Source organism: Streptomyces sp. HB132, assembly GCF_016909575.1.
Classification (GTDB): domain Bacteria; phylum Actinomycetota; class Actinomycetes; order Streptomycetales; family Streptomycetaceae; genus Streptomyces.
Genome location: NZ_JAFBGA010000032.1, coordinates 1 through 22,764 on the forward strand (window position 1 = coordinate 1; position 22,764 = coordinate 22,764).

A 22,764-nucleotide genomic window follows, 5' to 3' on the forward strand; every position below is an offset into this window, starting at 1 on the left:
CGAAGCCCTCGACCAGCTCGCCATGGAACACCTCCTCGGCGTCCGCTGACCCACCCCACCGGGGTGCCCGGCCCACCACCACCGGGCACCCCGGCCCTCCCTCCGTGACAGCGCCGGATCCGTACAGGGGCTTGACTACCACCCCGTGGGAGCGTTCCCATGGGCCCCGGCCACCCTCTTACCGCAAGGGCACCACCGTGACAGAACCTTCCCCGGACGGGCGGACCGGACGCCGCAGCCGCCACACCAGGCGGATCGTCGTCCCCCTCACCGTCGTCTCCGCGATCGTCGCCGGCACCGTCCTGTCGGGGTGCGGCCAGCAGCGGGACGAGGACGTCTACACCGTCATGAACTCCTCGACCGACGAGTCGTACCACCGCTGGGACGGTGACACCCTGAAGCGCTGCAGCAAGGAGCTCGGGATCACCATCGAGCAGCAGAGCGTGCCGGCCGCACAGCTGATGACGAAGGCGCTGCGCATGGCGTCCTCCAAGTCGCTGCCGGACGTCCTCCAGCTGGACGCCTCCGAAATGCCGACCTTCGCAGAGGCAGGCGGGCTGATACCGCTGAAGGACCTCGGCCTGACCACGACGGACATCCCGGAGGGGATCGTCGACTTCGGCTCGTTCGACGGGAAGTACTACGGGGCCGCCCGCACGGTGAACACCCTGGCGCTGTTCTACAACAAGGACACCCTCGACAAGGCCGGGCTGAAGGTGCCCACCACCTGGGCCGAGATGCGGTCGACCGCCGAGAAGCTGACCCAGGGCAAGCGGTACGGCCTGGCGCTCAGCGCGGGTGGCGCGGAGGACGGCGTCTTCCAGTTCACCCCGTTCATGTGGTCCAACGGCGGTGACGAGTCGAAGCTCGACTCACCGGAGGTCGCCGGTGCGCTCGACTACTGGAAGGGCCTGCTGAAGGACGGCTCGCTCTCCAAGTCCACGGTCAACTGGACCCAGGCCGACGTCAACGACCAGTTCATGGCCGGCAACGCGGCCATGATGATCAACGGCCCGTGGCAGGTCGAGACCCTGAACGCCAAGAAGGGGCTCGACTGGGGCATCGCCGAGATCCCGGTGCCCGAGGCCGGCGACGACTCGGTCGGTCCGCTCGGCGGCGGTGTGCTCACCGTGCCCAACACGGGCGACACGGAGCGCGAGAAGACGGCCGCGAAGATCATCGGCTGCATGGCGGGTGAGCAGGAACAGATCACCTACGCCCTGAACAGCTGGATGGTCCCGGCGAACACCAAGGCCGCCGCCGTGTGGCGTACGAAGGCCCCCGAGCTGGCCGCCCTGGCCGGGCAGGTCGCCACGGCCCGTTCCCGTACCGCGAAGGTCGGCGCGCAGTGGTCGTCGGTGTCGCTCGCCCTGCAGAGTGCCTTCCAGTCCGCGCTCACCGGCGCGTCCAGCGAGGCCGCTCTGAAGCGTGCCCAGCAGCAGGTCACGAGCGGGAACTGAGGTAACGAACCATGTCATCCACCACAGCCTCGGCCACCGCGCTCCCCGCCGACCCGGAGGCCCCCGTGGCCGAAGCGGTCAGGAAGCCCGTGGATCCGCGGACCACCAAGCGGCGCAGGACGCTCGCCCAGTGGGGGTTCATCGCCCCCGCCGTGATCTTCATGGCGCTGTTCTTCGGCTACCCGCTCGTCCGCAACATCGTGATGAGCTTCCAGGACTACTCGCCGTCCACCTTCTTCACCGGGGAGGCGCCGTTCAACGGCACGGACAACTGGAGCAACGTCTTCAGTGACGGCCTGTTCGGCAAGGCCCTGTGGCAGACGATCCTCTTCACCGTCGGATCGCTCGTCGGCCAGTTCTGCATCGGTCTGGCCCTCGCCGTCTTCTTCACCCGGCGCTTCCCGCTCAACGGGATCCTGCGCTCGCTGATCCTGCTGCCGTGGCTGGTCCCGATGGTCGTCTCCGGCATCGTCTGGCGGCGCATCTTCGACCAGGACACCGGTGTCCTGAACTCCTTCCTCGGCACCGTCGGCCTCCCCGGTGACACGCCCTGGCTCACCAGCACGAGCATGGCGCTGATCTCGGTGATCCTGGTGAACATCTGGATCGGCATCCCGTTTAACATGGTGATCCTGTACGGCGGCCTCCAGGAGGTCCCCAAGGAACTGAACGAGGCCGCCGCGCTCGACGGCGCGTCCGCCTGGCGTACGTTCCGCTCGGTCACCCTGCCCATGCTCAAGCCCGTCATCACCGTGGTGCTGGTCCTGGGCTTCATGTCGACGGTCAAGATCCTCGACCTGGTCCTCGCCCTCACGGACGGGGGGCCGGCCGACTCCACCCAGACGCTCGGCACGCTCACCTACCAGAACTCCTTCGTCCAGATGGACTTCGGGGCCGGTGCCGTGGTCGGCAACATCCTGATCCTGATCTCCGCCGTCTTCGCGGTGTTCTACCTGCGGGTCAACCGCAACGAGGGGAAGTGACCGGCATGGCGACCACCACCCAGATCCCCGCCGCCCCGGCTGCCGGCACCGTTCACCGGCCCAGGCGCCGCTGGGGTGCGACCGTCTTCGGCGTCGTCGTCCTCGCGGTCATGCTGTTCCCGCTGTACTGGATGATCAACACCGCTCTGCAGCCGGACGCGAGCCTGGTCGAAGTGGGCCCGGTCCCGACGGGCGTGGACTTCTCCGGCTTCACCTCCGCCATCACCGAGCAGGGAACCAACCTGCTGACCTCACTGGCCGTGGCGCTCGGCGCCGTGGCCATCTGCCTGGCGATCTCCGCGCCGGCGGCGTACGGGCTGGCGCAGTTCAAGGTGCGCGGCGGCAGGACGATCGTCTTCGGCACGCTCATCACGCAGATGGTGCCGGGCATCGTCATCGCGAACGCCCTGTACAGCGCGTACGTGGACCTCGGCCTGGTCAACTCCTACTTCGGCCTGATGCTGGCGGACGCCTCGTTGGGCATCCCCTTCGCGATCGTGCTGATGCGCTCGTTCATGGTGTCGATCCCGCGTGAGGTCATCGAGGCCGCGGAGGTGGACGGCGCCGGACGCTTCCGTACGTTCGTGCAGGTCGTCCTGCCGATGAGCCGCAACTCGCTGATCACCGCCGGGCTGTTCTCGTTCCTGTACGCCTGGAGCGACTTCATGTTCGCGCTCACGCTGAACACCACGGACGACGTCAAGCCGATCACGCTCGGGATCTACCAGTACATCGGCGCGCACGTCGGCGACTGGGGTTCGGTCATGGCCGCCTCGGTGCTCTCGGCGGTGCCCGCCGCCGTCCTCCTCGTCCTGTCCCAGAAGTACATCGCCGCCGGGATCACCGGCGGCTCGGTCAAGTAAGGGTTTTCCATGAGTGACTTCCCGGTCTTCCCGCCCGGATTCGTCTTCGGCGCGGCCACGGCCTCGTACCAGATCGAGGGCGCCGTGGAGGAAGACGGCCGCGGCCCGTCCATCTGGGACACCTACAGCCACACGCCCGGCAGGACGGACGGCGGCGACACGGGCGACGTCGCCTGCGACCACTACCACCGCTACCCGGAGGACGTGGCGCTGCTGCGCGACCTGGGCGTGGAGTCGTACCGCTTCTCCATCGCCTGGTCCCGCATCCAGGCCACGGGCAGCGGCGCGGTCAACCCGAAGGGGCTGGACTTCTACTCCCGGCTCGTCGACTCGCTCCTGGAGGCAGGCATCGAGCCGGCCGCCACCCTCTACCACTGGGACCTGCCGCAGGCCCTGGAGGACAAGGGCGGCTGGCGGGTCCGGGAGACGGCGGAACGTTTCGGCGAGTACACCGCGATCATGGCCGAGCACCTCGGAGACCGGGTGCCGCGCTGGATCACCCTGAACGAGCCGTGGTGCAGCGCGTTCCTCGGCTACTCGGTGGGCCGGCACGCACCGGGCGCCCAGGAGGGCCGCGGGGCCCTGGCCGCCGCCCACCACCTGCTGGTCGGCCACGGACACGCGATGAACGCGCTGCGCGCGGCCGGCGTACGTGAGGCGGGCATCACGCTGAACCTGGACCGCAACGTCCCGGCCACGGAGTCGGACGCCGACCTCGCCGCCGTCGTCCGGGCCGACACGCAGCACAACCTGGTGTGGACCGAGCCGCTCCTCGCGGGCCGCTACCCGGCCACCGAGGAGGAGACCTGGGGCGAGCTCATCACCGGCCAGGACTTCCGCCGCGAGGGCGACCTGGAGCTGATCTCCCAGCCGATGGACTTCCTGGGCATCAACTACTACCGGCCGATCGTCGTCGGCGCCGCCCCGCACCGCGAGGCGGACCCGGCACTGCGCGTGGCCACGGACAACCGGTACGCGGAGGGGAACTACCCGGATGTCCGCAAGACCGCGATGGGCTGGCCAGTCGTTCCGGAGTCCTTCACCGATCTGCTGACCGTGCTGAAGCAGACCTACGGCGACGCCCTGCCGCCCGTGCACATCACCGAGAACGGCTCGGCGGAGTTCGACTCCGTCGAGGCGGACGGCTCCATCCACGACGCGGACCGGGTGGAGTACCTGCGCACCCATCTCACGGCGCTGCGGGCCGCGATGGACGCGGGTGTCGACGTACGCGGGTACTACGTGTGGTCGCTCCTGGACAACTTCGAGTGGGCGCTGGGCTATGCGAAGCGGTTCGGGATCATCCGGGTCGACTACGACACCCTGGAGCGCACCCCGAAGGACAGCTACCGCTGGTATCAGCAGCTGATCGCGGCCCACAAGGCCTGACTCCCTGGACCGGGGGCGTACGCGTGCACACTCAGCGCACCGCGTACGCCCCCGGGTTCTCCATCACCTCGTGCACCACGCGGGCCGCCGCGCCCCGCGCCGCGTCGCCCGAGAGCGAGGAGGCCCGCAGCCTGCTGCCGCCCTCGTGCCAACGGCCCGACACCACCCGGGTGGTGAGCTGGGCGTCGGCCGACTTCTCCAGCCACGGCATCAGGTTGCGGTAGATCCCGCCGAGGACGACCGCCTCCGGGTCGAAGAGGTTGACCGCGCCGGCCAGGACCACACCCAGCCGGTCCCCCGCCTCGTACAGGGCGGTGACGGCCCGCTTCTCCCCGGCCGAGGCCCGCTGTTCCAGCTCCGCGATCCCCCGCACCCCGTTGTCCGGGTCGATGCCGGCCGCCCGCAGCAGCGCCGCCCGGCCCGCGTACTGCTCCAGGCAGCCGTGCGCGCCGCACCGGCAGAGCGGGCCCTGCGGGTCGACGACGACGTGGCCGATCTCGCCGGCGAAGCCGTGGGCGCCCCGGAGCATTTCGCCGTTGACCACGAGCGCACCGCCCACGCCGATCTCACCGGTGAGATAGAGGAAGGTGCGTACGCCGCCGAGTCCCCCGAACCACAGCTCGGCCAGGGCCGCGAGATTGGCCTCGTTGTCGGAGCCGACGGCCAGCGCCCGCCCCGCCGGGCGCAGGGTGCTGAGCGCCTGTCCGAAGATGCCCTCGGCGGCGACCCTGCTCCAGCCGAGGTTGGGTGCCTGCCGGACGACGCCGCCGGAGACGAGGCCGGGCAGTGCCAGTTCCACGCCGACCACCCGCAGTTCCTGTTCCCTGGTGGAGGCGATGACACGGTTGGTGAGCCGCGCGGCGTGGGCCAGGACCTCGGCGGGCGGGACGTTCCGGTGGTCGGTGTGCTCGGTGACCCGGACCCGGTCGGTGCCGGTGAGGTCCACGGCGCACACGGAGACGTAGTCGATGTTGATCTCGACGCCGAGCCCCGCAGGCCCTGTCCGGGAGAGCTTCAGTACGGTGCCGGGCCGTCCGGCCGACCCGCTGGAGGTCTTGCCGGACTCGCTGAGGCAGTCCAGCGCGAGCAGCTCCTCGACGAGCGAGGAGACGGCGGCCCGGGTGAGCCCCACGAGGCCCGCCACCCGGGCCCGGGTGACCTCGCCCTCGTCGCGCACGGTCCGCAGGACCAGGCTCAGGTTGTGACGCCGCACGGACTCGTGTCCGGCCTTGGCCGCCGGCGAGCTGAGGGTGTTCTTCATCAGACCTTCGACCTTAAGGGCGAAGGGCCGCACCCCGTGGGTGCGGCCCTTCGCTCACTCAACGGTGCTGCTAGCTGCGGATCAGGCTGCGGAGCACGTACTGCAGGATGCCGCCGTTGCGGTAGTAGTCCGCCTCGCCGGGGGTGTCGATGCGGACGACGCCGTCGAACTCCACACCGGTGTCGGTGGTGACCTTGACGGTGCGCGGCGTGGTGCCGTCGTTCAGCTCGGTCACGCCGGTGAAGGAGAAGGTCTCCTCGCCGGTCAGGCCGAGGGACTCGGCGGTGTGGCCCTCCGGGAACTGGAGCGGCAGGACGCCCATGCCGATGAGGTTCGAGCGGTGGATGCGCTCGTAGGACTCGGCGATGACGGCCTTGACGCCCAGGAGCGCGGTGCCCTTGGCCGCCCAGTCGCGGGACGAGCCGGAGCCGTACTCCTTGCCCGCCAGGATGACGAGCGGGGTGCCCGCGGCCTGGTAGTTCTGCGAGGCGTCGTAGATGAACGACACGGGGGCACCCTCGTCGGCGCGGGTGAAGTCCCGGGTGTAGCCGCCCTCGGTGCCCGGCGCGATCTGGTTGCGCAGGCGGATGTTGGCGAACGTGCCGCGGATCATGACCTCGTGGTTACCACGGCGCGAGCCGTAGGAGTTGAAGTCACGGCGCTCGATGCCGTGCTCCGTGAGGTACTTGCCGGCCGGGGTGTCGGCCTTGATCGCACCGGCCGGGGAGATGTGGTCGGTGGTGACCGAGTCGCCCAGCTTGGCGAGCACACGGGCGCCGGTGATGTCCTCGACCGGGGTCGTCTCCATCGTCATGCCCTCGAAGTACGGGGGCTTGCGCACGTAGGTGGACTCGGAGTCCCACTCGAAGGTGTCGCCGGTCGGGATCGACAGCGCCTGCCACTGGGCGTCGCCCGCGAAGACGTCCTGGTAGGACTTGTTGAACATGTCCTCGCCGATGGAGTTGGCGACGACGTCGTTGACCTCGGCCTCGGAGGGCCAGATGTCCTCGAGGAAGACGGGCTTGCCGTCCTGGTCGACGCCGAGGGCGTCCTTGGTGATGTCGACCTTCATCGAGCCGGCGATGGCGTACGCGACGACCAGCGGCGGGGACGCCAGGTAGTTCATCTTGACGTCGGGGTTGATCCGGCCCTCGAAGTTGCGGTTGCCGGAGAGCACCGAGGTGACGGCCAGGTCGTGGTCGTTGACCGCCTTGGAGACCTCGTCCGGCAGCGGGCCGGAGTTGCCGATGCAGGTGGTGCAGCCGTAGCCGACGAGGTTGAAGCCGACCTTGTCGAGGTACGGGGTCAGGCCCGCCTTGTCGAAGTAGTCGGTGACGACCTTGGAGCCCGGGGCGAGGGTGGTCTTGACCCACGGCTTGCGGGTCAGGCCCTTCTCGACGGCCTTCTTCGCCACGAGCGCCGCGGCGACCATGACGTAGGGGTTCGAGGTGTTGGTGCAGGAGGTGATCGCGGCGACGGTGACGGCGCCGTGGTCGATCTCGTAGGTGGAACCGTCGGGAGCGGTCACGGTGACCGGCTTCGACGGGCCGCCGTTCGGCGTGACGGCCGGGGCGTCGGAGGCCGGGAAGGACTCCTTGCCCGCCTCGTCGACCTCGTCCACGTAGTTGCGCACGTCCTGCGCGAACTGCTGGGCGGCGTTCGCGAGGACGATGCGGTCCTGCGGGCGCTTCGGGCCGGCGATGGAGGGGACGACCGTGGAGAGGTCGAGCTCCAGCTTCTCGGAGAAGTCGGGCTCGGCGGACGGGTCCAGCCAGAGGCCCTGCTCCTTGGCGTACGCCTCGACGAGAGCGACCTGCTGGGCGTCACGGCCGGTGAGGCGCAGGTACTTCAGCGTCTCGTCGTCGATCGGGAAGATCGCGGCGGTGGAGCCGAACTCGGGCGACATGTTGCCGATGGTGGCGCGGTTCGCGAGGGAGGTGGCGGCGACGCCCTCACCGTAGAACTCGACGAACTTGCCGACGACGCCGTGCTTGCGGAGCATCTCGGTGATGGTCAGCACGAGGTCGGTGGCGGTGGTGCCGGCCGGGAGCTCGCCGGTCAGCTTGAAGCCGACGACGCGCGGGATGAGCATCGAGACCGGCTGGCCGAGCATCGCGGCCTCGGCCTCGATGCCACCGACGCCCCAGCCCAGTACGCCGAGGCCGTTGACCATGGTGGTGTGCGAGTCGGTGCCGACGAGGGTGTCGGGGTACGCCTGGCCGTTGCGGACCATGACCGTGCGGGCCAGGTGCTCGATGTTGACCTGGTGGACGATGCCGGTGCCCGGGGGGACGACCTTGAACTCGTCGAAGGCGGTCTGGCCCCAGCGCAGGAACTGGTAGCGCTCCTTGTTGCGGCCGTACTCCAGCTCGACGTTCTGGGAGAACGCGTCGTTGGTGCCGAACTTGTCGGCGATGACGGAGTGGTCGATGACCAGCTCGGCCGGGGCCAGCGGGTTGATCTTGGTGGCGTCGCCGCCGAGCTCCTTGACGGCCTCACGCATGGTGGCGAGGTCCACGACACACGGAACACCCGTGAAGTCCTGCATGATCACGCGGGCCGGCGTGAACTGGATCTCCTGGCTGGGCTGGGCCTGGGAGTCCCATCCGCCCAGCGCCCGGATGTGGTCGGCGGTGATGTTCGCGCCGTCCTCCGTGCGGAGCAGGTTCTCCAGCAGCACCTTCAGGCTGTAAGGGAGGCGCGCGGAGCCCTCGACCTTGTCCAGCTTGAAGATCTCGTACGACTCGTCACCCACGCGCAGCGTGCTGCGGGCGTCGAAGCTGTTCGCCGACACGACAGTCTCCTTCTTCAATGTGCGCGTTCAACCGCGCCGCGCCTCATGTGCGGCCGGCGCCGCCTGCGGCCCCCACCATCCGCTAAGGTAAGGATTAGTTAGGTAACCCTTACCGCGCGGCGGCTGCGGTGCGCTTCGGCAGATATCTCGATGTCGAGATAACTCTAGTACATAGCCGCCGCGCGGTCATGCCCGGGCGCCCGTGTCCGCCCCCATCCGATGGCGGTGTCCACTCAGCGGACCCGGTCGCCCGGCCTTCCGACCCGGTGAACCCAGCCCTACGGGGCCGAACACGCCGGCAGGCCGGTGGCCGTACCGGCCGAGTCGGCTGTCGCGGGACCGCACGTCGGGCTGCCGTACGTGGATGCCGTAGGTCAGCGTCAGAGGCATTGACCGCTGGAGGGTGACGGCCCTCGAGACACGGCGCCCGTACGGCCCTTCCGGTGGTGTCGTGGTGAACGTCACCTCGCCGGGTGGTGCCGGGCGGCGACCAGAGGGGACACGTCGGCTCCGAATCCCGGCTTCCGCTCCTGGACTTCGACCCGCGGGTGGCGGGGATCGCCTTGCACCGCCCGGCCGACTGCACCGGCACGACGGAGTACGGGACGTCGGCACGCTCCGGACCACTTCGCGCTCGGGGCGGACGGCTCGGCCGCGGTCGTCGATGTCCGCGCGGACGAGCGGATCGAGCCCAGCGGATCGAGCCCAAGGGAGGCATTCGAGGTGGCGGGGACCGCCTGCGGTCAGGCCGGGTCGGCACTTCGAGCGGGTAGGGATGCCGGCGCCCGCGCTACCGGCGAAGGTCCGGTGGCGGTCGCGCCACCGGCACGCGCGATGCCTGCGCCGAACGGCTGCGGACCGCCTGCGGCGAGGTCTTCGTGACGCCGGGATCGCCGTCGCCCGGGGCTGACGCGGCGGTGGCCGGCTCGCAGCACGCGCGAACCGTAGGCTGTGCACCGCATCAGCCCTGCGAAGTCGTCGTCCCGACGGCCCGGGTCTGCGCTGTCACCAGCGGCCACCGCCTGATCCTCAGTCTGCACACACCGATGATCACCGCTGGTCGCCGCCGGCCCCACCCCGGACTTCGCCCGACCACCTCTACAGCTCCGACATCGCCGGCATCGGCCCGACCGGCCCGGCGGTGGCCAGTGGCCGGCGCAGCGACCCGGCACGAGGGTCCGCTCCTGCCGGGTCCCGGCCCACGGCACCGCGACGGTCACCCCGGCCGCGCGGCCCTCCGGCGAGCTGCCTACATCTGGTCGCGCTCGCGGCGTACCGGGTCCCGGCGGTAACCCCCTGGCGGCTCTGGCTCCCGCCCCGGGGGCCTGCCGCGCAGCCCCGGGATCAATACCGCCGCCACCGCCAGATGCGTCAGAGCGAGAGCGGTCCGGGTGCCACCGTCCATGCCGTCGCCGATGAACGGCAGGAAGGACAGGGCCAGCACGACACCCGCCACCGCGGTCCAGATGGCCCGGGCGCGTGGAGCCCCGAACCGCTCCAGGGCGGCCAGCAGTGCCCAGCCGGAGATCGACGCGCACAGTGCGACGGTCAGCACGGGTACGGCGCCGATGTCGAGTGTCTGATCGCCGTCGGTGATCTGCAGCCGGTGCCCCAGCAGTGGGTCCGCGACCAGCCACACAAGGGCGGGAGCCAGGACGGCCAGGGCCACAACCCCCAGGCGCCTTCTCCGCTCGCTCACTTGGTGCCTCCCGAGACCGCCCCGTGCAGGAAGACATCCACCAACTCCTGCGGAGTCAGGTCGGGCTCGTCCTCCGTACGCGGCTGGGTGAAGAGCAGCCCGAAGAAAAGGGCGGCGATCTGCTCCGGTGGCCGGCGCAGGGCGGCCCTGTCGGGCTCCAACAGCTCCGCGAGGGCCGCGCGGATACGGGTCGTCGACTCGTCGCGGCCCGCGCCGCGCACGGTGCCGGGGTGCTTGCCGCCGCGATGCCCCAGCGAGCCGGCGATCGCACCCATGCGGGACAGGTGCGCCTGCAGCGCCTCGGCCGCCTCCGCGAGCCGGTCGGGCAGCGGCTGGGAAACGTCGATCGCGTCGAGCTCGCGGACCGCGTGCTCGGGCGAGAGCGCCTCGGCCATGCAAGCCTGCAGCAACTCGTCCTTGTCGGCGAAGACCCGGAAGATCGTGCCCTCGCCGATGCCCGCGGCGCGGGCGATCTTCGCGGTCGTCACCGCGGCGCCGTACTCGGCGATCAGCGGGATCGCGGTGTGGATGATCATTTCGCGGCGCCGCTCCGGCAACATGCCGGGGGCGCGGCGGCGGGGAGTCGGATTCTCCTTGGGTGTCGTCATGCCTACGAGAGTACGGAGTGAGTACTCACTCCGCTGACTTTCCTCGCAGCCGACCGCTTGTCGAGGGCAGCCCGCCAGAATCCACCACCACGACCGGAGTACCGACCGGCCGACCTGAGCACATCGACGCACTTCGCCGCGTGAGATCACGAGCGAGCGGATCGCCGCGCACCGCCCGGCACTCGTTCCGCCCCTTGGCCATGTCTCGACGAAGACAATCGACCCGATCCGGCGCCCGTATCGACAAGCTCGCTGGGACACGTCAAGTCCGTGTCCGGCACCACTCCGCAATGACGCACGTCCGCGACCGAGTCCGGGCGATTCCCGCCCGGTTGAGTCCGCGTTCCCGGCGGCGCGGCGGGACTCCCGCGCCTGGGTGCACATCCCGGACGGCAGACGCCGCCCGCGGCACGTACCGCTCGCGGCCGGCGGCACGAAAGCAACCACCCTCCCGCGCATGAGCATGCGACTTCGGGATACCCGTAGGGCTCGCCGGAAATCAACTTGCTGTCGAACACCCCGCATGAGCTGCAGTGTCAAGAGCGGAAAGACGCAACTTATTGCTCTGCAGGCCCTACCGCTGACACAGGAGGCGCAGATGCCGCTCACATTCCGCAAGAGCTTTCAGATCCTTCCGGGCGTCCGGCTGAACATCAACCGGCGTTCGTGGTCCGTGACAACCGGCGGACGGCACGGCCCGAAGCGCACCCACAGCAGCACCGGCCGGCGCACCACGTCGATGGACCTGCCCGGCCCCTTCGGCTGGCGGAAGACGACGAAGCGGAGCCGCCGCGGCTGACCTCACCCGTTCGGCGGCGTCCGGCATGCCGGGCCGTCAGGTGGGCCGGATCCTGCAACCAGGCGCCCACCTGCGGCCCGGCACCGCACTGCGACCCGACTGGCACGCCCCCGGCGCGGCCTTCATCTCATATCTGAGATAGCGTGCGGACATGGAAGACGACTACCTCGCACGTATCGGCAAGCTCATCCGCGACGCCCGTCAGCATCGCGGCTGGACACAGACACAACTTGCCGAGGCGCTCGCCACCAGCCAGAGCGCCGTCAACCGCATCGAGCGCGGCAACCAGAACATCAGCCTTGAGATGATCGCCCGCATCGGCGAAGCCCTCGACAGTGAGATCGTGTCGCTCGGCTACGCCGGACCCATGCATCTGCGTGTGGTCGGCGGACGCCGGCTCTCCGGCTCCATCGACGTCAAGACGAGCAAGAACGCCTGTGTCGCCCTGCTCTGCGGCACGCTGCTCAACAAGGGGCGCACGGTCCTGCGCCGGGTGGCCCGCATCGAGGAGGTCTTCCGGCTCCTGGAGGTCCTCAACTCCATCGGCGTGCGCACCCGCTGGATCAACGACGGCGTGGACCTCGAGATCCTGCCGCCCGCCCAGCTCGACCTGGAGTCCATCGACGCGGACGCCGCGCGCCGGACCCGCTCCATCATCATGTTCCTCGGCCCGCTGCTGCACCGCACGGACCGCTTCACCCTGCCGTACGCCGGCGGCTGCGACCTGGGCACGCGCACCATCGAGCCGCACATGATCGCGCTGCGTCGCTTCGGCCTCGAGATCGCGGCGACCGACGGGCTCTACCACGCCCAGGTCGACCACCAGGTCCGACCGGGCCGTCCCATCGTGCTGACCGAGCGCGGCGACACGGTGACCGAGAACGCCCTGCTGGCCGCCGCCCGGCACGACGGCACGACCGTCATCCGCAACGCGTCCTCCAACTACATGGTCCAGGACCTGTGCTTCTTCCTGGAGGCCCTCGGCGTCAAGGTGGACGGGGTCGGCACGACGACCCTCACCGTGCACGGTGTGCCGGAGATCGACGTGGACGTCGACTACTCCCCCTCGGAGGATCCGGTCGAGGCGATGAGCCTGCTGGCCGCCGCCGTCGTGACCGAGTCCGAGCTGACGATCCGCCGGGTCCCCATCGAGTTCCTGGAGATCGAGCTCGCGGTCCTGGAGGAGATGGGCGTCGACTGCGACCGCACGGCGGAGTACGCCGCCGACAACGGCCGCACCCGGCTGGTGGACCTGACCGTGCGGCCCTCCAAGCTGGAGGCGCCCATCGACAAGATCCACCCGATGCCGTTCCCCGGGCTCAACATCGACAACGTGCCGTTCTTCGCGGCCATCGCGGCCGCCGCGCACGGGAAGACCCTGATCCACGACTGGGTCTACGACAACCGCGCCATCTACCTCACCGACCTCAACCGCCTGGGCGGCAGGCTCCAGTTGCTGGACCCGCACCGCGTCCTGGTCGAGGGCCCGACCCGTTGGCGCGCCGCGGAGATGATGTGCCCGCCGGCGCTGCGACCCGCGGTGGTGGTGCTGCTGGCGATGATGGCGGCCGAGGGGACGTCCGTACTGCGCAACGTGTACGTGATCAACCGGGGATACGAGGAACTGGCGGAGCGTCTGAACTCGGTGGGGGCGCAGATCGAGATCTTCCGGGACATCTGAAAGCCTGCAGAAATGGCACCGTCACACCCCTTCTGACCTGCACAAATGCGAGTCGAGGCGGGGTGTGACGGAGTCCCTGGGACTTTTCTGGGACTTTAAACCAAGAGCGACGGCTTCCGTGCACCGCGCTCTTCAGGCGATGAGTCATCGAAAAGATGTCGGCCTGAGCACCTGATGGAAAAGCCTAGGTCAGAGACCATTTCTCAGCTCGTCCTGCGTGGGGCGGCTTGGAGCGTCAAACGAGCGTCATGGCCGACAGCCGGTGAACAGGCCACCCAAGGCATGTCACCCATAGGGTCCACCCCGCCGGCTCCGACCGCCAGCCCTCCCTGTCATCCCCCGCACCATCTGTCCGACCAACATCATTGAGCCCTGCCCGCCGGGCCGACAACACCCCGTACCCGTGCGGAGTGATCTCTCGACCACAGACACCAACGGCTTCGCGCTGTACCGAGAGAGCCCCATCACCGGCCCGGCCTCCGCTTGGACGAGAGTTGCGCCGCGACGATGGGTGACCGCGGAGAGCAAGCGCCTGTGAGTAGCGGCCAGATGGGCCGATCCCTTCAGCACCTTGCCGTCGACGGTGATCGCTCGGCGCGTCCGACCCTGTCCCCAGCCGCCTCGCGCCGGCCCATGAGGTAGGCACCGACCGCCCGACCGAAGGCGTAACCAACGACAGTTGCCAACACCCGGCCGCCCACGGCCCGCGAAGCCACAGCGCCACTAAAAGCTCCAGTCGACAGCAGGCAAGGCCCGCGAACGAGGCGCACCTTTCGCTCCCCCGCCAGCCGCCACAACCACGCCGGCCTCCGGACAGAAACCCAGGCTTGGCCGACTGCTCTCCGGGTGTTCAACTACCGCCTTCAGGGCAGGACGTCGTGTTCACGCCAATCACCCACCATGGGGCGCCTGGTTGACCCCGTGACCAGGGGACACTCCGGACACCGTTCGGCTCCACACGTCGGAATCCAGCCCCGTCCCCCGTCGTGCGTTAGTTCGATCCACTTTTGGATCAAGCATCACCCCGACTCTTTTCACGACTTCCTCCCGGGTGATGCACTGTGCGCACACAAGCGCGAAAACTCCTCACAACACTCCTGGCTCTGGCTCTCCTGGCCGTGGCAGGGGTCATCCCCTCCTGGGCATCCCCCGGAGGCCAACAGACCTCCATACCCCCATCGGCTGCCATACGGACGGCTGCGGTGAGGACCGCTTCGGATCTCCCGAAGCCGCCCAGGGCCATGACGCTGGCCGAGAGGCGCCAGCAGGTGAAGCGGGACCGGGACGAGCTGTCGCCCATGCACAACTACATCGACCCGCGCGCAAAGAAGCCGTCCGGCACACCGCACCCCCGTCCCACCGAACCAGCCGACCGAGGCCCGGCCGCCAACAGATCGGCAACTCCGTTCGGCACACAGGCAACAGGGAATCAATCTTTTATGGGTCAGCGCGTACGCCACTGCTTACCCGGCGATGTTGTCGATCGGCGGGCAACTGCAGTTGCCGACAGGCACGACGGCTTCCTCGGTATCCGGGATGTGGCTCTACGTCCGCGACGAGGCCGGGAACTTCGTCCTCCAGCAAGAGATCAAGCGCTCCACCGGTGACCCTTCGGGCCGCTATCTCGACAACGGTGCCTGGTGCTACGGATGGTGGCCGGGCAACGCCTACCCCGCCGACCAGTGCTTCTGGTGGAGCGGCAGCACGCTCGGGGGGCATCTCGAGGACGGTAAGAAGTACTACGCCTGGATCTTCCTCACCGGCACGGACGGGTCGTCGAGTCCGAGTGGAACCACCTCTCCCCTGGTGGAAGCCTTCTACACGCCCGACATCCCTGGGGCGCAGGCGGGTATCTGCACCTGCTACGCACAGGCCCACCGTGCGGACCCGGTCAACACGGCGACCGGCATGTTCTTCGAACAGCTCACCGACGCCTCCCTGGTCGGCCCAGGTGTGCCCCTCGCCCTGGAACGCACCTACCGTTCCGACTCAGCCACGGCGGGCCTGCTGGGACGCGGCTGGGCGACACCGTTCGACTCGAAGCTCACGGTCGCGACGGGAAAGGTCACCTACCGGGCGGACGACGGGGCGTCGTTCGTGTTCACCCAGAACAGCGACGGGACGTACAAAGCCCCGGCCGGGTCGGCAGCCAAGCTGGTCAAAGGCACCAGCGACTACATCCTGACCACGCCCGACCACACCAAGCGGACCTTCACCAGCGGTGGTCAGCTCGTTTCCGTCGTGGACAAGGCAGGGAAGGGGCTGAACCTGACGTACGCGTCCGGCAAGCTCGCCTCCGTCAAGGACGCCGCCGGACGCACGACGACCTTCACAGTCGGCGCCGACGGGCTGCTGACCAAGGTGGCCCTGCCGGACACGACGTCGGTGTCCTACGGCTACACCAACGGTCTGCTGACCTCGGTGACCGACCCCGCCGGAAAGACCTCTTCCTACACGTACGACGTAAACAAGCGGCTGTCGTCATACACAGACCCCGCAGGCGGCAAGGTCAGCAACACCTACGACACGACCGGCCGGATCACTTCCCAGACCGACCAGAACACCAAGAAGACCACGTTCACCTGGGACGGCCGTCGCGAGTCGCACACCACGGCGCCCGACGGCGGTGTGTGGACCGACGTGTACTCCGGCAACGTCCTCATGTCGACCATCGACCCGTACGGCAAGAGCATCACCTACGACTAGAACAGCAATCTGCGGCCCGTGGGCATCACCGACCAGCGCGGCAACACCACGTCGATGACGTACGACAGCGCCGGCCGGATGCTGACGCGCAGTTCGCCGCCGGGGCTCGGCTACAAGGAGATATGGACATACGACACGTCGGGCAACATCACCAGCCACACCGACGGCCGCGGCAACAAGACCACCTACGCGTACAACACGTCCAACCAGCTGACGACAACCACCGACCCCCTCGGCGCCACCACCGCCTACACGTACACGACGCTCGGCGCCATCCAGACCGTGAAGACGCCACGGGGCAAGGTCACCACCTACGGCTACGACACAGCCGGGAACCGCACGTCGGTGACCACACCCCTGGGTGAGAAGGCGACGTTCACCTACGACGCGGCCGGGCGGATCCTGACCAAGACGGCCCCCCGTGGCAACGCCACCGGCGCCGACCCGGCCTCCCACACGACGACGTACGCCTACGACGGGCGAGGGCTGCTCAGCTCGGCCACCGACCCACTGGGCCGCACCACGACCTACACCTACAACGGCGCGGAGCAACTCCTCACCGCGAAGAACCCCGAGGGCGACACCACGGCATTCGCCTACGACGATGCCGGGCACCTGACCCGAACGACAGACCCGGCGGGCAAGTTCGTCACCCGCACCTACAGCGCCGCCGGACACCTCGCCTCCGAGACGGACGCCGCCGGCAGCAAGACCACCTACACCTACGACAAGATGGGACGCCTGCTCACCAGCGTCTCCCCGCGCGGCAACGTCACAGGCAACGACCCGGCCGCCTACACCACGAGCTACGCCTACGACGCCGCAGGGAACAGCACCAAGGTCACCGGTCCCACCGGCGCGTTCACCACCACGACCTACGACGCGATCAACCGGCCGCTGGTGAACACCGACCAGCTGGGCCACACCACCGGCTACACGTACGACGCCAACGACAACGTCACCAAGGTCACCGACGCCGCAGGCAAGACGACCCTCTCCGTCTACGACAAGAACAACCAGCTCACCAGCAGCACCAACCAGCTGAGCAAGACCAGCACCTACACCTACGACGCCGACGGGAACCTGCTCAGCAGCACCTCGCCCCTGGGTAACAAGGAGAGCTGGACCTACGACGACGACGGCCGCCAGGCCACGGCCGTCGACCCGCGAGGCAACGTCACCGGCGCCTCCCCCGCCCAGTACACCACCACCTACGACTACGACCCGTCGGGCAATCCGACCGCCGTCACCGACCCGCTCGGCAACGTGACCAGAACCGAGTACGACGCCGTCGGCAACGTCACCCGGAGCACCGACGCCGACCAGCGCGCCACCACCTACAGCTACAACAAACTCGACCAGCTGACCCGCGTCACCGCCCCCGGCGGCGCGGCCACCACCTACGGCTACGACGCGGTCGGGAACATGACCGGTCGCACCGACGCCAACAACCACGTCACCACCTACGGTTACGACGCCGCGCACCGCCTGACGTCGGTCACCGACCCCCTGGACCGGGCGACGACCCTACGCGTACGACTCGGACAGCAATCCGGTCAAGGTGACGACGCCCCGCGGCACCACCACCCGGACGTACGACGCCCGCGGCCTGGCCACCAAGATCGACTACTCGGACACCACACCGGACGTCACCCTCGGCTACGACGACGCCGGACAGATGACCGCCCGCGCCAACGCGAAGATCTCCGAGGACTTCGCCTACAACGCGGTCGGCGACCTCACCAAGACCCGCGGCTTCGCCTACACCTACGACGCCGCCGGGCAGATGCTCACCCGCAAGTACTCCGACGGCAACACCGTCGGCTACACCTACGACAACGACGGCCGAACCGCCACGATGACGGCCGACGGCGCCACCACCACCTACACCTCCGACGCGGCGGGCAACCTCACCAAGACGGCACTGCCCAACACGGAGACCGAGGAACGCACCTACGACCGGGCGGGCCGCGTCACCGCCGTCACCTCCGCCAAGGCGGGCACGACAGTCACCAAGACCGCCCTGACCCTCTCGGCGGCCGGCCTGCCCACCCGCGTCGACGTCACCCGGGCCGGAGTCGGCACCGGCGGCTACGACCAGACCTACGACGCCGCGGGCCGTCTCACCTCCGGCTGCTACCCCCAGCCCTGGGTCACCGGCTGCGCCGCGACCCGCACCACGTCCTACACCTACGACAAGGTCGGCAACCGCCTGACCTCCACCCTCGGCACCACGTCCACCAGCTACGCCTACGACGCCGCCGACCAGCTCACCTCCACCACCACCGGGGCCACCACCACCGCATACGAATACGACGCGGAAGGCAACCAGACAAAGGCCGGCGCCAACACCTTCATCTACGACCTGGCCGGACAGATCTCCGCCGCCACCGTCGCAGGCACCGACTACACCTACGACCACGACGCCAGCGGCAACCAGGTCGCCACCCTCAAGGACGGCGCGGTCACCAACCGGACCCAGTGGGACCCCAACGCACCCCTGCCGATCCTCGCCACCGAGTACGACAGCGCCTGGACCATCAAGCAGTCCTACCGCTACGACCCCCTCGGCCAGCCCGCAGCCACCAAAACCGGCACGGGCGCGGTCTTCTACTACCACCACGACACCCAGGGCTCCCCACTCGCCGTCACCAGCAGCACCGGCACCCTCCACCAGCGCTGGGCCTACGACCCCTACGGCACCCGCGTCCTGGGCACCGTCACCGGAGGCGCACCCTCAAGCACCCCCACCTACACCGGCGCCCGCTACGAAACCACCACCGGCAACCTCGACCTCCACGCCCGCCAGTACACCCCCGCCACCGGCCGCTTCACCAGCACCGACCCAGCTGCGCGCAGTGCCTCGACTCCCCACGTGTCCCCGTACGCATACGCCGACAACCAACCCACCCTGCTCACCGACCCCAGCGGCCGGACCCCCGAAGACCCGAACGACAGCGTCGACGGCATCGGCGACGTGCTGGGCATCTTCGGTGACGCCTTCGTCGACGTCGTCAAGTCACCGTTCGTGTTCCTCGGTGACGCGCAGGACGCCTTCACCGGCGAGAACGGCGGCGCTGGCGCCTTCCTCGACAAGTACCTCCCCGTACGCCCCGCCTACCGCCTCTACCGCGCCGAATACATGCTCCGCCAACAAGGCTGCGACGCACTCGCCGACCTCTACGCCGAAGCAGCCGAAGAGCTGACCCAACAGCTCGCCGTCACGGGACTCGGAGGACTGACCGGGTGGCGCAAGGCGGCGGCATCGCCTCGTGGTGCGGCTGGAGCCACCGTGATGGGGGTTCCACCTGCCTCGTCGTTCACCTGGGCCGGCGGAAGCGTCCGCTACACAAGGACCGCCACGGCAATCGGAGACGATACGAACACGATTCAGAATCTGCTGCGGTCCAAGGGCGACTACGGGCACGACGTCATTGTGCACGGCAACGAACAGGGAGAATTCATCGTTGACGGCAAGATAACCCACCCGCAGCAGATCGCCGAACTGGTCAGAGAAAATCCGCATTACAACGGAGGCCCCATTCAGTTGGTCACCTGTCACGGCGCTTGCAAGGCGGCCGGTGAACTCTCCAAGGCTCTGGGTGGCGTGGAAGTGAGAAACGCGAGCGGTCATCAGGTAGATCTCCACCCTCGGACCGGAAAGGTTCGCGAGTGGCCTGCGGGGAGCCAGGGCGACCCGAGGTAGAATTCTCCGAAAACAGCTCAGGATTATCCGTAAGGGCGCGTCCGGAACGAAACGCCGTGCGCACTCTTACGCACCAGCATAAGTATACCTATCACCGCCTCAGGCGGTCCTGCTCAGGAAGCCGTCACATGCGCCAGGTCACCCCTCTCGGGTTTTTCAGCAGTATCTCCAGCCAGTCCCGCTTCAGCGTTAATGCGGAGGGCATCAAGAAACTCTCCGGACAGATGCCCGTACACGACTGCTCACGCGTAGCGGAATACCTGAGAAGAGCTCCCGTGATCATCGCCCTCATGGGATATACGGAGGATGTCGTGGGCAAAAAGTTCGGCGTGATGGGTGGGTCCGCCCTTCACAGTGACGGCACCTACTACTGGCGTCGCGACACTGCCGAGTACGTGGAGACCTACAGGACGGGGCTCCCTTCTGGATTCATGGAGCACGGTGCGAGGATGCAGTGGAGCGTCCCCCATCTCAGCGATGCGGAAATTTTGGAGATCGATGATTTCTTCGAATCGCTTCGTACGCAGGGCTGAGTGGGAACGAGCCTGTTCCATCTGCCACCCCCACGGGCACCTCACGCCCCTTGTCCGACATCGCTGCCGGAAGTTGTTGCAGGATGCCTGCTGTACGGGAACGCTGCCGGACTGGCCTGGTCGCAAGCAACTCTGCACCTCGGACATGACGAACGCGCAGTCGGGGTCTGTCAAACGTTCGTTTGACAGACCCCGGCGACGGCTCAGAGCCAAGGCCCGCGTGTAGCCCGGAGAACGGGTCGTGGGCGGCAGGGACCCTGGGACTTTGCTGGGACTTTCGGCCGCATCAATGTGCACGCGCAGAAGACATCTGAAAGATGATTCACGCAGGTCAACGCTCTGCAACCACGTATCGCCGCAGGTCATGAAACTGCGCGGTCTCCTCCGGGACATCTGACTGGACGCGGTGTCGTGCCCCTTGGGGGCAAGGGGCACGACACCTCAATAGGCCATCTGACCTGCGGATACCTACCTTCACGGCCTTTCGCTGATCTCTGTCATTTTTCAGCACCTTGTGCAATGCATGTGCAAGATGATCTTGAATTGCTGACGTGATATCAAGAAGACCTGAGTCAGCGTCAGTCTTTACTCAGGGTCGTCGCCGAAGTGGCTCGTCGACCAGACGCGGTCGGCGTGACACGACCGGCATCGGATGTTGCGACCCGCCGCCAGGCACGCCTCGCCGGAAACCCGCCCAAGCACCGCGCCGAGCAGACCCTCGACCCGGATCTGCGGCCCACCTACCCGCTCGCCGGTCGCCCCGGTCCGGCCTCCGCCCGCGGCGGCAAGCTCGCCCTGCCCGCCCACCGGATGACCACCGCCACAGCCAGCGGCGCCTACCCGTTCGTGGCCGAGGGCGGCCTGGGCGCCGAAGGGGTGTTCATCGGCCGCGATGTGCATGCGGAAGCGGCTTTCTGCTTCGACCCCTTCTCGCTCTACGACAGTGGCAGGGTGGAGGGCTTCACCAACCCCAACGCGGTCCTGGCCGGGATCATCGGCATGGGGAAGTCGGCGCTGGCGAAGTCGATCGCCACCCGGTCGATCGCCCACGGCTACCGGATCTACATCCCCTGCGATCCCAAGGGCGAGTGGACAGCTGTCTCGCAGGCCCTCGGCGGCTACAGCATCGCCCTGGGCCCGGGGCTCCCCGGCCTGTTGAACCCGCTGGACGCCCCGGCCCGGCCCGCCTCCGTGAGCGAGGAGGACTGGTTCACGGAGGTTCGCAAGCGCCGTCTGCTGCTGCTGGCCAGCCTCGCCCGCACCGTGCTGAAGCGAGACCTGCTGCCGATGGAACACACCGCCCTCGACCTGGCCCTGGATCTGGTCGTCGCTGACGCCGCCGCCCGAGGCACGGTGCCGCTGCTCGGCGAGATCGCACACGTACTCGGCTCCCCCGAACGCCTCGACCAGGCCCTCGGCCACCAGGCGGGGCACCTCGGTTCAGCCGCCCAGGACCTCGCCCACGCCCTGCGACGTCTCGTGCACGGCGACTTGAGCGGCATGTTCGACGCGCCGAGCACCGTTTCGTTCGACCCGACCACACCGATGCTGTCCATCGACCTCTCCCGTCTCGGCGGCTCCGGTGACGACACGGCACTGGTACTCGCGATGACGTGCGCGAGCGCGTGGATGGAGTCAGCCCTCAGTGATCCCGATGGCGGTCGACGCTGGGTGATCTACGACGAGGCGTGGCGGCTGATGCGGCACGTCGGGCTGCTGGAGCGGATGCAGAGCCAGTGGAAGCTCTCCCGAGGGCTGGGCATCGCGAACCTGATGGTGATCCACCGCCTCAGCGATCTGCTCTCGGCGGGCGACGCCGGGTCGCGCGGCCGGGTCCTTGCCGAGGGGCTCCTCGCGGACTGCAGCACGCGCATCATCTACCGCCAGGAGCCTGACCAGCTCGCCGCCGCTGCATCTCTGCTCGGCCTGACCGGCGCCGAGACCCAGGCGGTGTCCGCTCTGACCAAGGGCCGAGGTCTGTGGAAGGTCGCCGGCCGCTCGTTCATCACCCAGCACATCCTCCATCCGGCTGAGCGGGAGCTGTTCGACACAGATGCCCGCATGGCGGCCAAGGTCCGTGAGTTCACGAATACCGACGCCCTGATCCCCGTGAACCGAAGGGTGGTATAGCGATGACGAGCGCAACCGAAGGTGACTCGTGACACCCAGGACCCGATATCAGTCGAAGGGACTGCTGCACGCGTAGGTGACAGTGGGGTTATGCAGCCAGGGCTGCGGGTGGGGTCATGATGGCTTCGTACTCGACGGGGGTCAATCGGGCC

12 protein-coding genes and 1 pseudogene are annotated in these 22,764 nt (G+C 68.4%); 9 read left to right on the forward strand and 4 right to left on the reverse strand.

All coding sequences use genetic code 11. The annotated features are described in order from the left end of the window. Positions 1–197 precede the first annotated feature (197 nt). Genes JOC24_RS32610 through JOC24_RS32625 form a run of 4 tightly spaced genes read left to right on the forward strand, consistent with a single transcriptional unit; the run spans position 198 to position 4,695 of the window. The gene (locus JOC24_RS32610; RefSeq protein ID WP_205024050.1) at positions 198–1,460 is read left to right on the forward strand and encodes an ABC transporter substrate-binding protein; all 1,263 of its coding nucleotides are present in this window, start codon (positions 198–200) and stop codon (positions 1,458–1,460) included. 11 nt (positions 1,461–1,471) lie between these two features. Continuing rightward, entirely contained in the window at positions 1,472–2,443 is a 972-nt protein-coding gene (locus tag JOC24_RS32615) for a carbohydrate ABC transporter permease (RefSeq protein ID WP_205024051.1), read from the forward strand. A 5-nt stretch (positions 2,444–2,448) separates the two neighbouring features. Further along, the gene (locus JOC24_RS32620) at positions 2,449–3,306 is read left to right on the forward strand and encodes a carbohydrate ABC transporter permease (RefSeq protein WP_205024052.1); all 858 of its coding nucleotides are present in this window, start codon (positions 2,449–2,451) and stop codon (positions 3,304–3,306) included. Between the two features lie 9 nt (positions 3,307–3,315). After that, a complete protein-coding gene (locus JOC24_RS32625) occupies positions 3,316–4,695 on the forward strand; it encodes a GH1 family beta-glucosidase (RefSeq protein ID WP_205024053.1) in 1,380 nt (459 codons plus the stop codon). Positions 4,696–4,726: 31 nt separating this feature from the next. Here JOC24_RS32625 and JOC24_RS32630 read toward each other — a convergent pair whose 3' ends face one another. The 4 genes from JOC24_RS32630 to JOC24_RS32645 form a co-directional block, all read right to left on the reverse strand. After that, complete coding sequence (locus JOC24_RS32630) at positions 4,727–5,956, reverse strand: ROK family protein (protein WP_205024054.1); 1,230 nt, start codon at positions 5,954–5,956, stop codon at positions 4,727–4,729. A 70-nt stretch (positions 5,957–6,026) separates the two neighbouring features. Next, the gene (gene acnA, locus JOC24_RS32635; RefSeq protein WP_205024055.1) at positions 6,027–8,750 is read right to left on the reverse strand and encodes an aconitate hydratase AcnA; all 2,724 of its coding nucleotides are present in this window, start codon (positions 8,748–8,750) and stop codon (positions 6,027–6,029) included. A 1,249-nt stretch (positions 8,751–9,999) separates the two neighbouring features. Beyond that, entirely contained in the window at positions 10,000–10,449 is a 450-nt protein-coding gene (locus JOC24_RS32640) for a DUF6069 family protein (protein WP_307792811.1), read from the reverse strand. Next, a complete protein-coding gene (locus JOC24_RS32645) occupies positions 10,446–11,057 on the reverse strand; it encodes a TetR/AcrR family transcriptional regulator (protein WP_205024056.1) in 612 nt (203 codons plus the stop codon). Before JOC24_RS32645 ends, JOC24_RS32640 begins: the two co-directional genes overlap by 4 nt. Positions 11,058–11,655: 598 nt before the next feature. Here JOC24_RS32645 and JOC24_RS32650 point away from each other — a divergent pair. The 5 genes and pseudogenes from JOC24_RS32650 to JOC24_RS32670 all read left to right on the forward strand — a co-directional run bounded on the left by JOC24_RS32650 (position 11,656) and on the right by JOC24_RS32670 (position 22,612). Continuing rightward, positions 11,656–11,856 (forward strand): DUF4236 domain-containing protein, encoded by a 201-nt coding sequence (locus tag JOC24_RS32650; protein WP_014153378.1) that lies wholly within the window; start codon positions 11,656–11,658, stop codon positions 11,854–11,856. 151 nt (positions 11,857–12,007) lie between these two features. After that, positions 12,008–13,537: a helix-turn-helix domain-containing protein gene (locus JOC24_RS32655; RefSeq protein WP_205024057.1), complete on the forward strand. Its 1,530-nt coding sequence runs from the start codon at positions 12,008–12,010 to the stop codon at positions 13,535–13,537. A 1,241-nt stretch (positions 13,538–14,778) separates the two neighbouring features. Then, a pseudogene (locus JOC24_RS34325) lies at positions 14,779–19,514 on the forward strand (DUF6531 domain-containing protein); the annotation flags it as partial. Positions 19,515–20,077: 563 nt separating this feature from the next. Next, on the forward strand, positions 20,078–20,482 hold the full coding sequence (locus JOC24_RS32665) for a hypothetical protein (protein WP_056791702.1): 405 nt from the start codon (positions 20,078–20,080) through the stop codon (positions 20,480–20,482). A gap of 633 nt (positions 20,483–21,115) precedes the next feature. Further along, positions 21,116–22,612, forward strand: a complete 1,497-nt coding sequence (locus JOC24_RS32670; protein ID WP_307792813.1) for an ATP-binding protein — start codon at positions 21,116–21,118, stop codon at positions 22,610–22,612. Positions 22,613–22,764 lie beyond the last annotated feature (152 nt).

Excerpts from the sequence above, each read along its gene's own strand:
- JOC24_RS32655 (WP_205024057.1), top strand. The coding sequence starts at position 12,008 with ATGGAAGACGACTACCTCGCACGTATCGGCAAGCTCATCCGCGACGCC.
- JOC24_RS32615 (WP_205024051.1), top strand. The coding sequence starts at position 1,472 with ATGTCATCCACCACAGCCTCGGCCACCGCGCTCCCCGCCGACCCGGAG.
- JOC24_RS32630 (WP_205024054.1), bottom strand. The coding sequence starts at position 5,956 with ATGAAGAACACCCTCAGCTCGCCGGCGGCCAAGGCCGGACACGAGTCC.
- JOC24_RS32620 (WP_205024052.1), top strand. The coding sequence starts at position 2,449 with ATGGCGACCACCACCCAGATCCCCGCCGCCCCGGCTGCCGGCACCGTT.
- JOC24_RS32665 (WP_056791702.1), top strand. The coding sequence starts at position 20,078 with ATGCGCCAGGTCACCCCTCTCGGGTTTTTCAGCAGTATCTCCAGCCAG.
- JOC24_RS32650 (WP_014153378.1), top strand. The coding sequence starts at position 11,656 with ATGCCGCTCACATTCCGCAAGAGCTTTCAGATCCTTCCGGGCGTCCGG.
- JOC24_RS32645 (WP_205024056.1), bottom strand. The coding sequence starts at position 11,057 with ATGACGACACCCAAGGAGAATCCGACTCCCCGCCGCCGCGCCCCCGGC.
- JOC24_RS32625 (WP_205024053.1), top strand. The coding sequence starts at position 3,316 with ATGAGTGACTTCCCGGTCTTCCCGCCCGGATTCGTCTTCGGCGCGGCC.